Here is a 15,886-nt window from a genome sequence, read left to right as displayed (position 1 = left end):
ATCTAAACAACTGATATTCTGAATCTATCGATAAATATTCCGCAGAAATATTTATTGCAATGAGCTCTAAATCAGATAATTTTGGTTTAATTGGTTTGAAATAAAAATTTTCTTTGATGGTTAATTTTCTTAATTCCTTTAAAATAAAATCGTAAATTGCATCTAGGTTATTCATAACGTATTAGATTGATAGTCAATACAATATACGAAATTTTCGTATTATGAGTAACCTTTTTTATAATGCACTACGGGTATAGTTATTATTTTCGCGTTGCTACTAGTGGTCTCAATTTAGTGAATGAATTTTTTGGATCCATTAATTTTCAACTATTATGAAACTGACAAACCGGTTACTGATGCATTTGAAGCTATGAATGATAAAGTTCGCAAATGTGTGTTAGGAGCAAAAGAGAGAAAGAAAAAAATTAAAAATTAATGGTGTCAAATTGTTTTTATATGACCGACTTAAATTATGCGTGATTTTTTAAAAAATTTGCTATTACATTTATACCGTAAAAAATACATAATAATGAGGATGATATAATTAGTATCCGCAGAGCTTTTTTTGATTTTAATAAGTTTTTTGTATAGGGAATACTAAACAAATATGATGCGAGAAACATTCCGATAATTGATCCTAGTCCAAAAATAATAAGGTAAATAAAGCTATCAACAGGAGATTTTATTTGAGTAATTACCATAATCACCAAAGCGCCACTTCCTGCTAATCCATGAATGGAGCCTACTCCAAATGCGGCGCGATGCAAAGTGTGGGAATGCTGGGAAGTCAATCTGATATTAGGATAGAACATTTTCAATATTCGGAAGACTCCCAAGGTAATTAACATCAATCCTACAAAAGCTTCAAAATTCCGAAAGACATCTTCACCAATATTCATCTTGAATATAATCATTATGATACCAACGAAAAATATGGTGGTTGTATGACCAATTCCCCAGTAGATTCCATCTTTTAATGATTGTTTTAAGTTGTCTCGTTCAGACACCAATGTGTTCACGGCAACCAAATGATCTGGCTCAAAAGCATGTTCCAGACCTGCATATATTGTAAGTAGTAATTTTATCATTTTTCCTTTTTATTTATCTTGAATAATGGTAATAAGCAGCACAAGCACCTTCCGATGAGACCATTGGAGCACCATGGGGATGGGTTGGGTTACAGCCTTTGGCAAATTCGGGACATTCAAAAGGTTTTTTCAGACCTCGGAGAATCTCGCCTACGATGCAATTACTTTGCAGTTTGGGTTGTGAGGTTTCAATATCAAATTTTCTGGAAGCATCAAACATCCAGAATTGTTCTTTCATTACCATTCCACTATTTGGGATTATGCCCATACCTCTCCATTCTTGGTCACCAATCTCAAAAATGTGATTTACGACTTCTTTTGCCCTGGTATTTCCTTCTTCTTTAACCAATCTTTCGTAGCAGTTTTCTACTTTGTATTCTCCTTTTTCCAGTTGAGAAACAGTGTGATATATTGCACGTAAAAGGTCTACTGGTTCAAATCCTGCAATGACAATCGGAATTTGATATTGTTCAGCAAGTGGGCGATAATCTATTAATCCCATTATTGTACAGACGTGTCCTGGCCCAAGAAAAGCTTGTATGTTGCAAAGCTCATCATCTAAAATAGATTCCATTGCAGGGATTGCCAGAACGTGAGATACCAGTAATGAGAAATTTTTGAGACCTAATTTTTGAGCATGAACAACACTCAGAGCATTACTAGGAGCGGTAGTTTCAAAACCAACAGCAAAAAAGACAACTTCTTTATCTGGATTTTGTTCAGCTATTTTTACAGCTTCCAGAGGAGAGTATAATATTCTAAGGTCGCCACCTTCTGCTTTAGCATCTAAAAGAGATTTTGTACTTCCTGGCACGCGTACCATATCGCCAAAAGAACACATGATGATACCTTTTTCCATTAGAGATACGGCTTTGTCTATCAGTGAAATAGGTGTTACACATACAGGGCAACCGGGACCGTGTATCATTCTCACATTTTTTGGGAGTAATCCCAGAAGTCCATTTTTTACAAGAGAATGGGTTTGCCCTCCACACATTTCCATGATGTTCCAAGGTTTTGTGGCTGTTTTTTCGATTTCGTCCAAGTAGTGGATAGCCAATTCTCTCTTAAAATAGTTAGCTAACTAGTCTTTCCTCATACATCTTGTCAAAATAATTACTCAAAGATAGGATACGATCATTATCTATAGGATTAATGTACCTCAAAAATATTTGTTCCGTGCTGTGTCCGGTAGCCTCCATCAAAAGCGGTGTCGGGATCTTTCCATAGAAATTAGAAGCAAAACTACGTCTTCCTATATGGCTGGAAAGTATTTCCCATTTTTCTGCATCTACATCTTTGGTACGATAACCGATCCGCATGCTGGCTTTGATGAGATTGTTGAGGCTGGCAAGTTTTGCGATGTGTTTGATCTGTTGGTTATAGTTCTGTATATCCATTATTGGATAAAGAGAACTTATCGGTATTGGATATCATCGAGCTCAATAAAAAAGATCTTCGGCTTAGCTGATAAGCAGATCAATGATTTTAACCAGGGACATAGTTCTTCTAGCAGATCTGATATCTTACAAATTCTGGATTATCAAAAAAAATACAAACCTGAGTTCGATTGTTATTACTTTAATAACTAATTGATTATAAGTTAAATGTGATTTAATCAATTGCGTCGGGCTTTAGCCCGATGATAAAATGAATCAAATAATTGGCTTTAGCCAAAATTTAAAGTAAGTTTTGGCTAAAACCAATTTGAAATCTTCATCATTAGACGGGCTAAAGCCCGCCTCTATTGATGTTTTTACAGTAATTTATAAATCGAACTCAGGTTACAAATTAAATAATACCCAGCTCGCAAACCATTTCCATGTGAGTAGAAATACCGTAACTAAATGGAAGAGGATGTATTTGATGCAATGTGAATTGTGAATAAGGTCTTGTTATTGTATGAATTTTCCAAAGGTTAAAGTGTATTATTTCATTTCCCACAATGGATAAAACTCTATATCCTGTGATCAGTTTTAGCCCCAACTATGAGCAAAGGAAAACAACATCGAATTTCTTTTCAATCAATATGTATATTTATTCTGCATTGTAAATTGAATTTGCATTTTTACGGATTTTTTCAAAAAAAGAATCCTTATAAGTGTTACCTATTGGAAGTTCCTTGTCGCCTATCATTACTGATAAATTATCGATATTGCTGATCTGTTTTAGAGATACAATATGAGATTTATGTATCTGCAAAAAATCTTCTGGTAATGCAGACAGAATGTTTTTAAGTGAGGTGTAGGTGATTATTTTTTTATGATGAGTGTGCAGACATATGTAGTTCTGCAAAGATGTGATATACAGGATGTCATCCACATTGACCTTGACATACTTATTTTTCCCTTGTGTTTTAATGAATAGGAAATCCAAGTGATCCTTTTTCTCTTCAGATATTGGAGGTGGTGCCAATTTTGAAATTGCCTGGCAAAATCTTTCAAAAGCAATTGGCTTTAGTAAATAATCTTTTGCGTTCAGTTCAAATCCTTCAAGTGCAAAATTAGGATAGGCAGTAGTAAAGATAATATTGATATTCTTGGAAATAATTCTTGAGAGCTGTATCCCTGTAAGTTGTGGCATCTGAATATCCAGAAAAACAACATCTACAATATTGCTGTTTAGAAATTCAAGTGCCTTGAGTGAGTCTGTGAAAACAGCAGTTCTTTCCAATGTATCTGTCTTTGCAATATAGCCTTCTAAAATACGGATAGCAGGTGGTTCGTCATCAACGATAATGCATTTTAAGGCCATGGCTTATTATCTAGAGTGATTTTTAAAACAGTTGTAAATATATCATTTTTAACATCGTGATCGAAAGTGAAATTCTCTTTATAGGCATAGTCAAGCCGTTTTTTAAGATTCTTAAATCCTGTCCCTGTTGAATAATAGTTTTCACCATTTACTATCAAATTAGAGGTAACCATTGTTAAAGAGTCATCATTTATTGTAATATTTATCATAGCCCTGTTGGTAGGGTCATTAAGCTTCCCATATTTAAATAAATTTTCTGTCAATTGAATGAGTGTAGAGGGAAGAATGGTGTGGTCACTACAGTTTCCGGTAACTAAAAAATCAATGAAAAGCTGATCTTCAAATCTTTTCTTCTGCAGCTTTACGTAGTTCTTCAAAAAATCCAGCTCATCAGAAAGCATAACATATTCTTTATCATTTTCGGTGATCACATATCTAAGTAAATTGGTCAGTGTAAGCAGGTCTGCTGCTGTTTTTTGATCCTTTTCTATCCAATCACTATAAAAAGAATTCAATGTGTTAAAAAGAAAATGAGGACTGACTTGTGATCTAAGCATATCAAACTGTGCTTTTTGATTTTCCAGTTGTAACTGTTGGTAATGACGCTGATAGGCCAGAAACTGCCATAACAAAAAATAAAGTGTGCTTAAAATTACAGCCGGTAATCCAAATAAAAAATTGTCTGTAACATAGTATCGGATGTTCAGTAATTTAGCAGAATAATTATGTATTCCGCTGATATTGTAAATGATAACTTCTTCAAGCAAATACCGGCTACAAACAAAGAACAAGAGACTTACCGGTATTGATACCATATAAAGCAAATATTTTCTTCTATACAGTAAATTGGAAAATACATAAAAGCCAAAGCAGTAAGTCAGAAATATACTGACTATATAGCTTGTGGAGAACCAAATGATGGGTGAGGAAAAGTTGACAGTGAGGCTGGTTTGTCTGATTCCGGTATTCCATAGTACAAAAACAAAAATCAGACCCGCAAAAAGAAAAAGATGATAATAAAACGGAGGCATTGTTTTCATAAGCAGAAGTAAAAATACAATTCCAAAATAGAAGTATTGCAAAAATTATATGAATTGGTAGTTTTAAAAGGTAAAAGCAGCAATTATCATATACGAAAACTCTGTATGGCTGATCTATACTGTTCATATATCAAATAACAGCGTTGGTCAAATTTTATTTTCCGTTAATTGAGGCCAGTCTATCTTAGCCGAAATTTTATTATTTATGAGAACCTTATTATTGATGCTGCTTTGTGCCTGTTTAAATCCTGTATTTTCACAAACAAAAAAGAAACAGATTTTAGTTATCGGAACTTTTCATTTCAGAAATCCAGGACTTGACGTTGCTAAAGTAAATACATTTAATGTGATGTCTGACAAAAGCCAACAAGAATTGGAAAGTATCAGCAACAGCATCGCTAAGTTCGCTCCTGCCAAGATTTTTGTTGAGTGGGACTATAGAAAACAAGATAAGTTGGATGATCTTTATTGTAAAAATTTGGACAGTTTGATGAAAAAAGACGCAAATGAACTGGTACAAATTGCGCTGAGAAGTGCTAAAAAGTTAAAACATCCTAAATTATATGGTGTTGATTATAAAGAAACAAGTTTTCCTTATGACAGCCTGATTACCCAAATGAAAATTGCTGGTCAGGTGGGTTTGGTCGAAGAAGGGGTAACTACGATGAAAGCTTATGAAAGTGCTCAGAATAAAAAGATGGCAGCTTTATCTTTAAGAGAATTGTTGCTGGATTTTAATACAAAACGATCTAATGATTTTAGTATGCAATGGTATTTTGGCAATGCCAGCAGAGGTGGCAAAAAAGATAATTTTGCGGGAGCCTTTTTAGTGTCCGAATGGTACAGAAGAAATCTGTATATGTATGCATTAGTCCAAAAGTTAACAGAAGTCAAAGATGATAAAGTAATGGTAATTCTTGGCGCAGGTCATATTGCGATGTTACGTGAATTTATCAAGTTTGATCCTGAATTTGAAATTGTAGAATTGAAAGACATACTTTAATTTACTGATGTTATGTTCAAGAAATTAATAAATTTGAAAACTCATTTTGGGGATTGAGTAAGTTGTTCAAAGAATTTAGAAAAATTTCTGTTGAAGAATCAAAAAATAAATCCGCTTCTGAAAGCAAAAATGGGAAAAACCTGCTTTTAGCGGCGATTTTTTATAGATTTATAACCCAAATAAATCTCTTGGCTTCTGATCAACCTGACTATCGATAATGAAGTTTAATTAATTTTTCAAGATTACCATAATAGTCTTTGTATTATTTTCTCTATTTCCTCCAATTTAAAAGTTATTTTTATGACATTTGCTGACCTATACATTCGTATGTAACGGATAAGGAAACAAATAATGTCTTTTCCTAATGTATTTATACTGACTTATAAGCCAGCACTGCGTGTCTCTGAGTCTAATTTTCGATTTAATTTCTATCTAATTATTATAATGATGCAAGACTTGATAAAATTTCCAAATCCTTGATAAAAGTATTCGAAAATTGCACCTCTGCGCACTTAAGGAGACAACTATTTATTAGTTGTCTCCTTTTTTTACACATAAATGCTTATTTTTCAAATCTTTATAATCTGATGTTTTGTGTTCGATATTTTAAACGTAAAAAGCTTAGTCTGTTTGAAATAAACAGTCTGAAAGTGCCACAATAGGCTTCTAATCTACAATCATTAAGAGTTCGAAATCTCCTTAAGGTTAGAGCTTTTTTTCTCTTTTGACTTATTGTAGGTTTTTGCTACTAAATATAGCAATTCTAATATATCCTTAGCTTCTTTCTCATTTACCTGAATACCATTCTTGGCCAGAATAATAATCGCTTGTTCTACTGAAACATTTCTATCAATGAAATTCATTTTTCCTATTGTTTTTTCGATTACTTTTTTTTGATAATATTTTTGAAAATGCTGGCTTAAGTTCTAATGAAAGGTCTCCAGTTTTATAATCAATATCAACAGGAGGAATAAGATTCACAAGATGCTTTTTATCTGAAGTATCAAACTCGACAAATTTTTGGAAAATCTCACGAAATGTCTTATTTTCCATTTGATTCATTTTATCGATTACTCTTAAATTAATAGTAATGTCACGCTCTTCTTTCTTCAGATTTTTTGTGTTGATTTGACTTTCTTGTTTTAATTCATTGTAATCATCGATTTTTAATATTCCTGCTATAAATAATTTCCTGCCTCGAGAAAGCGTTAATTTTTCCTCTTTTATCTTTCTGTCCACTAATTGTTGAGCATAGAAATAACTCGCTTTCTGAGTCTTTATATTCTGATCTTCCAAAATATTCTTAAACAACTCCATCGCGTTATCTGCTAGTATTAATTCTTGAAGTTTATTTTGATAACAGTTATTAAGTAAAACTGCACCAATTCTAATTTTACAACGATTATGGCAATGGTAATAGGGATATCTATTCTGCTTACCTTTTGAAAAACTCCCGGTAAGTTTTCGACCACAAACAGGACAAGTTAAAAAGCCTCGAAGAAAAAACATTTCTTTTAAATCATCTCTTTTAGCTGTCGTTTTTCGTTTTGTATTAATCACAGACTGAACTTGATCAAATAAAGACTCAGATATTAGTGGTTCATGTAATCCCCTTACTATCTGTCTTTCATTAGAATTAAGTTTGACGGATATGAGTCCACAATAAATTGGATTGCGCAAAATCCGGAAAAAGTGTGATTGTGACCGTTGTTATATCTATTAATAAAAATTTTTAACTTGATTTTTAAGAAATTATTTTAATAATTGATTGATGATAGTTTAGCAAGCTTATTCAAATCTTCCACAAAAGTGTTCGGGAAATGCACCGCTGAGGTCACTTTAAGGGAAAAGTCACTTTTATCAGTGGTTTTTCCCTTTTTACTTTGTAAAAGCGTTGAAGAAGTGAAGTAATAAACAGTGTTAAAACTGAAACAATAGAATTTCCCCGAGTGAAAACTTGGGGAATTTTTTTGTTTAAAACGCTCGACTATGCCACATTTCGGCGTAGCTAGTTTTCATCTTTGTATTCTAAAACAAAAAATATCGAAACAAAATTGAATTCTAATAGGATGGAATCAATCGAAACCATTGATCAATTTTCCAAACAGTAAATTTCGACAAGCACTTTTTGAAGTGGTAGAAAATGAAATTAAATTGCCAGCAAAACACTGACAACTGAATGATTTCGAAACCGTTTTATTTGCAAACGCCTTCGTTCTATGGTTTGCAAACAGCGGTTTCTCGAAAGTGTTCAAATAGTTGGGTTGAAGTACGTTTCAGGTTTTAAAATATCGAGAATCCATAGTCATTAAGCGCTAAAAATAGCATTCGAATTATTTTCACAATTTACGGTTTCCCTTTTTTTTACTTAGGATTGTTTCCTTAAATTTAACAGTTTTAAAATGATATTCAAAAAATATCATTTTTTAAGCACATAAAAAATATACATGAGCCTTAATACCCAATCTCTTCAACCTATCATCAATTTCATCTGGACTGTTGCCGATGATGTTTTAATCAATAAATTTCTAGAAAATCAATACCAAGATGTCATTCTGCCAATGACGGTTTTGCGTCGCCTCGACTTGGCTTTGGAACCGACCAAAAATCGCGTTCAAAATACATTTGAGGAATACAAAAGTAAAATTGATAATCTTTACGGACTTTTAACCAGTGACCAACATGGGTCGGGTTTGGCGTTTTACAACACGTCACCTTACACCATGAGAATGTTGTTGAATGATCCTAAAAACATCGATGCCAATTTCTTAGATTACCTCGATGGCTTTTCTGAAAATGTACAGGATATCATTACCAAGTTCAAGTTTAGAAACCAGCTTGAAACTTTTCAAAGTACCGGAATCACTTTTGCGTTAATTGAAAAATTCTGTAATCCAAAAGTGGAATTAAGTCCAGACAAAATTTCGCCAATGGCGATGGGTTATATGTTTGAAGATTTAATTAGAAGATTCAACGAAAAAACCAATGCTGCTGCAGGACGACATTTTACGCCCAGAGAAATTATTGAGTTGATGACGCATTTGGTTTATCTGCCGGTAAAAGATAAAATACAGCAGGGAACTTTTTTGGTGTACGATCCTTGTGCGGGTTCTGGTGCAATGCTTACACAATCTAAATTATTCGCCACCAATCCGGAAGGGGAAATAAAATCTACTGCCTCTTTCCATTTGTACGGACAGGAAAATACGGGCGAAATGTATGCCGTTTGTAAATCGGATATGTTGTTGAAAGGTGAAGATCCCGATAAAATAAAATTTGGTTCTACGCTAAGTGAATATGGTTTTGATCCCGATTTGAAATTCAATTTCATGCTCACCAATCCGCCGTATGGAACCACCTGGAAACAGGATCAGGAAAATCTGAATGTAGGAACAGAAAAGAAAATCAGCATCGTTGACCAACGTTTTAATCTTCCTATTAGAAATTTTAAAGGCGAACCGGAAGTGACGTGTTTAACGAGCAGAAGCAATGATGGACAATTGATGTTTATGCTTCATATGCTTTCTAAAATGAAAGACCCGAAAGATGGCGGAAGCAGAATTGCTTCTGTACACAATGGTTCTGCGCTTTTTACAGGTGATGCCGGAAGTGGCGAAAGTGGCATTCGTCAATACATTATCGAAAATGATTTGTTGGAATGTATTGTACAATTGCCCAACGATATTTTTTACAATACGGGAATTGCGACCTACGTTTGGTTCATCAGCAATGTGAAAGAAGAAAAGCGAAAAGGAAAAGTGCAACTCATTAATGCTTCTTCGGCAGCGTTTTTCCAGAAAATGCGGAAAAGTTTGGGTAGTAAAAGAAATGAGTTGACTACCCAACATATTGAAGCGATACAGGAAATGTATTTTGATTTTGAAGAAAACGAATACAGTAAAATATTTGATAATGACGATTTTGGCTTTTACCAAATCACCGTACATCAACCGGAAAAAGATGAGAACGGTAAAATAATAACCGACAGCAAAGGCAAGCCAAAAAGCGACAGCAGTTTGAAAGACATAGAAAATGTGCCAATGAAAGAAAGCATTGCAGATTATTTTAAAAAAGAAGTTTTGCCTTTTGCGCCAGATGCGTGGTATGATAAAACCAAAATGAAAGTGGGCTACGAAATTGCTTTTAATAAATATTTTTACCAATACGAAGGTTTGCGACCTTTAAAAGATATTGCAGCAGATATTCTATTATTGGAGCAAGAAACAGATGGTTTATTGAAAGAAATAATTAATTAATTAATGAAAGTTATAAAACCGTACTCAACATACAAAGATTCTGGAATTGCTCGGTTAGGTGTAATTCCCAAACATTGGGGAATTGTCAAAATTACAGGTGTTTCTGAACTGTTAAGAGGAAATTCAACTTTTAAAAAAGATGAACTACTAAATAGTGGTAAATATGTGGCTTTGCAATACGGAAAGACTTACAAAGTCAATGAAGTAGATGAAAAATTTAATTTCTACGTTAACGATGAGTTTTACAAAGAATCTCAAATTGTTAATCACGGAAATATTATTTTTATTTCAACATCAGAAACAATTGAGGATTTAGGACATTCAGTTTTTTACAATAGAAATGATTTAGGTTTATTAGGTGGAGAACAGATTTTATTAAAACCAAAGAATAATGTCAATGGAAAATATTTGTATTATTCTACAAAAGAGTTTGCAAAAGAACTTAAAAAGTACGCAACAGGAGTAAAAGTTTATAGATTCAACGTCAATGATTTAAAAACAATTTATACTTCAATTCCACCACTTTCCGAACAAACTGCCATTGCCAATTTCCTAGATTACAAAACTGCCAAAATAGACCGTTTTATTTTTAAGAAAAAGCAATTGATCAAACTGTTGAACGAACAGAAAGCAGCAATCATCAATGATGCCGTAACCAAAGGTTTAAACCCAAAAGCCAAAATGAAATCCAGCGGAATAGAATGGTTGGGAGATATTCCGGAGCATTGGGAAGTTGTAAAAATTACAGGTGTTTGTGATTTGGTAAGAGGAAATTCAACTTTCAAGAAAGATGAATTATTAAGCAATGGTAATTATGTGGCTTTGCAATATGGGAAGACTTACAAAGTTAATGAAGTAGATGAAAAATTTAATTTCTACGTTAACGATGAGTTTTACAAAGAATCTCAAATTGTTAATCACGGAGATATTATTTTTATTTCAACATCAGAAACAATTGAGGATTTAGGACATTCCGTTTTTTACAATAGAAATGATTTAGGTTTAATAGGAGGAGAACAGATTTTACTAAAACCAATGAATAATGTCAATGGAAAATATTTGTATTATTCTACTAAAGAGTTTGCAAAAGAACTTAAAAAGTACGCGACAGGAGTAAAAGTTTATAGATTCAACGTCAATGATTTAAAAACAATTTATACTTCAATTCCACCACTTTCCGAACAAACTGCCATTGTTTCCCACATCGAAAAAGAAACTGCCATCATCACAAAAACCATTGCCACCATAGAAAAAGAAATCGCTTTGGTGCAGGAATACAGAACAGCTCTCATTGCAGAAGCAGTTACCGGGAAAATAGATGTGCGGGAATATAATGTGCCGTCTTTTGAAGAAGACAAAGAATACGCAGAAATGGAAGAGGAAATGGGTTTGGTGGCGGAAGATGGGGAGGAAATGGGAATTGAAAATTAGTAGAAATGAAAGAGTTAGTATTCAATATAAAAAATATTTTCAGCACCGATTCTAATGAAGGTTGTTTGGGACAATATGATGCTGCTAAATACCATATTCCTGCGTATCAACGTGGTTACAAATGGGCATCTGTAAAACCTACGGATGCAGTGCCGGTTTTAATGAATGATTTGTGGGAAGCATTTCAAAGTTCCGAAAATAGCAACCGCAAAGAGTATTATATGCAATACATTACGGTAAAGAAGATTGTAAAAGAAAATCATCTTGAAGTTATCGATGGGCAACAAAGACTTACTACGTTTTCTATTTTGCTGTCTGTTTTATAGATGCTACTAGATAATGAAGACAATGTAGTTAAAGACAAATTAGATTATGCGATAAGATTAGATTTTTTCAAAGAATATATTTACGAAAGAGATAAATTGATAGCATTTGTACAAGCTAAATATGAAGAAAGGGGATTGCATATTCAAGGTGAATTTAAAAATAATCAAGATATCTTTTATTTACATAGTGCAGCGCAGTACATCTATAAATTTTGTGATGAAAAAATAGATAAAGATGATGAAGGTTTACCTGTAATTGATGGTTTGCAAAAATTAAAAGAATTCGCCGACTTTATTTTAAACTACGTAAAAATAATAGTGAATGAAGTAGAACCGCATATTGATAGTGAACGTGTTTTTAGAAATCTGAATAGCAACAAAGTGCCACTTACCGAAGCGGAATTAATTAAAGGATTATTGCTCACAAAAGCAGCAAGACATAGTTCTGAAAATACAAAACAAAAGCATTTTCGAGAAATACTTGAAATTAGAACAGCTTTAGGAAGGCAATGGGATGAAATAGCAACTTGGGTAAATGATAAAAAAGTAAAACATTTTTTCTTTTCAAATAACAATAAAACATTTACCGAAAAAAGTTTTAATGAAAGAATTGGGAGAGAAATTAATGATAGCAAAGAGAAAATTTCCCAAGAAAAAGCTTTGCTATTTTTGTTATTATCTATGACTTTTAATAAAGATATTGAAATAAAGGATAGTAAATTTTTATTATTTAATTATTTTCACGCAGAAACCAAAAACAATAATTCTAGTTTAGAACTCTTAATAAAACTAAAAGAAATCTTTCTAATCCTAAAAGACCGTTTTCAGAATGATCAGATTTATAATCTTATGGGTTATCTATTTTTTGTGGAAGGAAGCGGTGAAAATAAAATAAACTATTTAACCAAAACTATTCACTGGTCTAAAGAAAAGCTTTTTTCTGAACTAATAAAAGATAGGAATAAACATTTACCAATTAATATTGATGAGTTGAAATATGGAGGTGAATATAACACGCAAATCCATAAAGTATTATTGGCATTAAATGTTTTCGAAACAGCTAAAGAAAAAACTGAAGTACGTTTTGATTTTTATAATTTCCGAGTAAAAAATAATTGGTCGTTAGAACATATATTTCCACAAAGTCCAGAAGGAAAATGGAGAGGCAGCAATCATATTTTAAATAATGAAGAAAAGCAGGAAATTTTGAATATGATTGGCGAAGATTATGAGCATATTCAAGAGGTAAAAAGAGTATTAAGTTTACCTGAAAGAACAGACGATGAAAAAGAAATATATTACAAAGCATTACAGAAAACTTGGGTTAATAAATTGGGGAATATGAGTTTATTAGCATTACCTGATAACAGTTCAAACGGTTGTGCAATGTTTAAATTGAAGAGAGATAATGTAAACGAATTGATCCAAAACGGAAGTTTTGTTCCAAAACACACTTTCGAAATTTTTAATAAAATTATTATAAAGTCAGATAGCGTTTTAAAATGGACCAAAGAAGATGCAGATAATCACTTCACATATATTGAAAAGACGATTAAAAACCTGAAAGCTAAAAAACAAATATGAAACCAGGGAAGTATACCATAAGAGAATTGTTCGTTAATCGAGAAGTGGAACAAATCATTATCCCTGAAATCCAAAGAGATTACGTCTGGAAAAAAGAACAGGTTGAAGGTTTGCTTACCTCAGTGCATAATGATTATGAGAAATTTACGAAGGAAGAAATAAATATTACAGCCGACAATGATGAAATTAAAAAACTCTTCGTTAACTACTACAAAAAACAACAATTTGCTTCAAATATTGGTTTTATTTATGCCTACAACGATGCGGAGTATAAAGGGAAATATTTTTTAATAGATGGGCAACAACGTGTGACAACAGTTTATCTTCTATTGCTTAATTTGTTTATTTCTACAGATGAAAAAGAAGATTTTAAAAATAAATATTTTAAGGACAAGCAACTTAAAATTGATTTTAAGGTAAGAGAAAGTTCACATGATTTCTTTAAAAATTTTATTGGATTTTGTTTAGATCACGATTTCACAGCAGTGGATGATTTTGAAACAGTTTTTAGTAAAGCATTATTTTCTCAATATTGGTATTTTGACGATTATAAGAACGATAAGACTATACAGTCGATCATTTGCAACTATGTAACACTAAATAGTTTTGTTAAAAAAAATAAGTTACAATCAAAAGATTTTTTAAACTACATTCTTGATTATGTGGATTGTTGGTATTTTGACACCAATATTAGTGAGCAAGGTGAAGAATTATACATATATATGAATGCTCGCGGTGAGCAAATTCAAAATAATGAAAATATAAAAGCAGATTTATTAGGAGCGCTGAAAGATATAGATGTAGCACAAATTTCAAATCGTGAAGATTTTACAGAAGAAAAATCGCTCGCAGGAATTAAAAAATATTGGGGTAAAAAATGGGAAGACTGGCAAGATTTCTTTTTTGTAAATAAAGGAAGCAATGTGAATGCTGATGAGGGATTTAATGAGTTTTTGCGATGGGTTCAAATTATTTCAATGTCAAAAAAATCAATAATTGATATTGATAATGAAAATGAAAACAGTCTTGATAAAAAAGATATTATTGAAGTTATTAAATGGGAGAAAAAAGGTATCAAACTAAAAGTTGAATTCCTAGATTTAATAGAAATTGAAAAGTATATAGAAGCAACTAAATTTATTTTTTCAAGTTCAAATTATACTTCGCTTAAAGATATTTATGTAGATTTTGATTTAAACCTTGGTAATTTTTTTGAGCAAAATTGGTTACAAAGTTATAGCAAAACAGAAAGCAAAGTAAATCATTTGTCTCAGATTGATTGTTTTAGAATAATTCCAATTTTAGAATTTGTAAAAGAGCAAAAAGAAATCGACGATTTTAAAAGTATTGAAATTTACAGATTTGCGAGATATCTTTTTAACTTAAGTAGGATTGATAATATTTCTAAAGCAGCCAATGTAAATTGTATAAATGCTATTAAATTAGCTACCTTACTTCAAGGGTCTACAATAAAAATTTTAGAATTAGAAAAAATTTCTAAAAGTTTATTTACGGCGGAAGAAAAGGCAAAGTTTCAATTATACAAAAATCCGCCAAATAGTTTGAATCGAGAGTTTCTGGAGATAAGTTTTTGGGATTTGGAAAATGTTCCTGTTTTTAAAGGTGAAATTGCAATAGCATTTGATTATATAAATTTTGATTTAGAGAATTTAGATACTGTTAATATTGATGATTTTATTAAAGTTTCTAGCGTTTTTATTTCAATTTTTAAAAATGAAGTTTCAGATTTATTTAGAAAGGCAATTTTATCTGTTGAGGATTATAAAGTTTACGAAAGTTATACTTATAGTTTAGGGATGAATAGATATCACCTTTGTAAATCTACGGATGAATGGAACCAATTTATTCATTCATCGTCTTGTTTAAGATCAATTATATTAAGGTTACAGGCTTATGAAGATTTTGATAATCAATTAAAGGCGATTATTGATGAAAATATAAATACAATAGAAGATTGGCGATTAAAATATCTAAAATCTGAATTGAGTACATTACGCTTTTGTCAAGACAAAAGGGTTTGCGTGGATGGTAGTGATATTTATCTACTGAAAACAACAAAAGTATATAACGAAGGATATTATAAACAATTAAACTAATGGCTATAACCAATACCACCGAAAAAGGTGGATATACTAATTTAACGTCCAGTAAAAGTTAAGCATAAAACCTTAATTTTAAGATATGAAACAAGAACGAAAAATCTATGATCCTGCTTTCAAAACCCAAGCAGTTCAATTGAGCAAAGAGAGAAATAATATATCAGAATTAGCCAGAGAACTCGGTATTAAAGTGACTTTGCTATACAAATGGCGAAAGGAATTTGAGGAGTTTGGAGCCGGAAGCTTCCCCGGAAATGGTAAATTGAAATTGACCGCTGAACAGG

General features: G+C 32.0%; 14 protein-coding genes and 2 pseudogenes. 7 read left to right on the top strand and 9 right to left on the bottom strand.

Annotated elements, in window-relative coordinates:
* From F564_RS21300 to F564_RS0116005, 6 genes and pseudogenes are all read right to left on the bottom strand, one after another.
* A pseudogene (locus tag F564_RS21300) lies at positions 1 to 175 on the bottom strand (IS982 family transposase); the annotation flags it as partial.
* A 295-nt stretch (positions 176 to 470) separates the two neighbouring features.
* The gene (locus F564_RS0116025; RefSeq protein WP_028123504.1) at positions 471 to 1,088 is read right to left on the bottom strand and encodes a HoxN/HupN/NixA family nickel/cobalt transporter; all 618 of its coding nucleotides are present in this window, start codon (positions 1,086 to 1,088) and stop codon (positions 471 to 473) included.
* 13 nt (positions 1,089 to 1,101) lie between these two features.
* On the bottom strand, positions 1,102 to 2,148 hold the full coding sequence (hypD, locus tag F564_RS0116020; protein ID WP_028123503.1) for a hydrogenase formation protein HypD: 1,047 nt from the start codon (positions 2,146 to 2,148) through the stop codon (positions 1,102 to 1,104).
* Positions 2,149 to 2,164: 16 nt separating this feature from the next.
* Entirely contained in the window at positions 2,165 to 2,488 is a 324-nt protein-coding gene (locus tag F564_RS0116015) for a site-specific integrase (RefSeq protein ID WP_086048149.1), read from the bottom strand.
* Positions 2,489 to 3,125: 637 nt separating this feature from the next.
* The gene (locus tag F564_RS0116010; RefSeq protein ID WP_028123501.1) at positions 3,126 to 3,842 is read right to left on the bottom strand and encodes a LytR/AlgR family response regulator transcription factor; all 717 of its coding nucleotides are present in this window, start codon (positions 3,840 to 3,842) and stop codon (positions 3,126 to 3,128) included.
* Positions 3,833 to 4,657 carry a sensor histidine kinase gene (locus tag F564_RS0116005; RefSeq protein ID WP_228373921.1) on the bottom strand — a complete coding sequence of 275 codons (825 nt, stop codon included), beginning with the start codon at positions 4,655 to 4,657 and terminating at the stop codon, positions 3,833 to 3,835. Before F564_RS0116005 ends, F564_RS0116010 begins: the two co-directional genes overlap by 10 nt.
* 430 nt (positions 4,658 to 5,087) lie before the next feature.
* Between F564_RS0116005 and F564_RS0116000 the strand changes: the two genes are divergently transcribed.
* Positions 5,088 to 5,885: a DUF5694 domain-containing protein gene (locus tag F564_RS0116000; RefSeq protein ID WP_028123499.1), complete on the top strand. Its 798-nt coding sequence runs from the start codon at positions 5,088 to 5,090 to the stop codon at positions 5,883 to 5,885.
* Positions 5,886 to 6,565: 680 nt separating this feature from the next.
* Here the strand turns inward: F564_RS0116000 and F564_RS0115990 are convergent.
* The 3 genes and pseudogenes from F564_RS0115990 to F564_RS21245 all read right to left on the bottom strand — a co-directional run.
* A complete protein-coding gene (locus tag F564_RS0115990) occupies positions 6,566 to 6,748 on the bottom strand; it encodes a hypothetical protein (protein WP_028123498.1) in 183 nt (60 codons plus the stop codon).
* Entirely contained in the window at positions 6,735 to 7,445 is a 711-nt protein-coding gene (locus F564_RS19475) for a zinc ribbon domain-containing protein (RefSeq protein ID WP_252813548.1), read from the bottom strand. Before F564_RS19475 ends, F564_RS0115990 begins: the two co-directional genes overlap by 14 nt.
* Positions 7,446 to 7,448: 3 nt before the next feature.
* Positions 7,449 to 7,574 (bottom strand): annotated as a pseudogene (locus F564_RS21245) (recombinase family protein); the annotation flags it as partial.
* A 758-nt stretch (positions 7,575 to 8,332) separates the two neighbouring features.
* Here F564_RS21245 and F564_RS0115975 point away from each other — a divergent pair.
* The 6 genes from F564_RS0115975 to F564_RS0115950 form a co-directional block, all read left to right on the top strand.
* Positions 8,333 to 10,141 carry a type I restriction-modification system subunit M gene (locus tag F564_RS0115975; RefSeq protein ID WP_028123497.1) on the top strand — a complete coding sequence of 603 codons (1,809 nt, stop codon included), beginning with the start codon at positions 8,333 to 8,335 and terminating at the stop codon, positions 10,139 to 10,141.
* 3 nt (positions 10,142 to 10,144) lie between these two features.
* Positions 10,145 to 11,572, top strand: coding sequence for a restriction endonuclease subunit S (locus tag F564_RS19470; RefSeq protein WP_051259710.1), 1,428 nt, complete (start codon positions 10,145 to 10,147; stop codon positions 11,570 to 11,572).
* Between the two features lie 5 nt (positions 11,573 to 11,577).
* Positions 11,578 to 11,898, top strand: a complete 321-nt coding sequence (locus F564_RS0115965) for a DUF262 domain-containing protein (RefSeq protein WP_028123496.1) — start codon at positions 11,578 to 11,580, stop codon at positions 11,896 to 11,898.
* Positions 11,899 to 13,482, top strand: a complete 1,584-nt coding sequence (locus F564_RS0115960) for a DUF1524 domain-containing protein (RefSeq protein WP_028123495.1) — start codon at positions 11,899 to 11,901, stop codon at positions 13,480 to 13,482.
* Positions 13,479 to 15,599, top strand: a complete 2,121-nt coding sequence (locus tag F564_RS20030; RefSeq protein ID WP_051259709.1) for a DUF262 domain-containing protein — start codon at positions 13,479 to 13,481, stop codon at positions 15,597 to 15,599. The genes F564_RS0115960 and F564_RS20030 overlap by 4 nt, the downstream gene beginning before the upstream one ends.
* An 85-nt stretch (positions 15,600 to 15,684) precedes the next feature.
* The coding region (locus F564_RS0115950) for a transposase (protein ID WP_028123494.1) at positions 15,685 to 15,886 on the top strand (202 nt) is incomplete at its 3' end.

Source organism: Epilithonimonas tenax DSM 16811, assembly GCF_000428485.1.
Lineage (GTDB): Bacteria > Bacteroidota > Bacteroidia > Flavobacteriales > Weeksellaceae > Epilithonimonas > Epilithonimonas tenax.
This window is presented reverse-complemented; position numbering and strand designations above follow the sequence as displayed.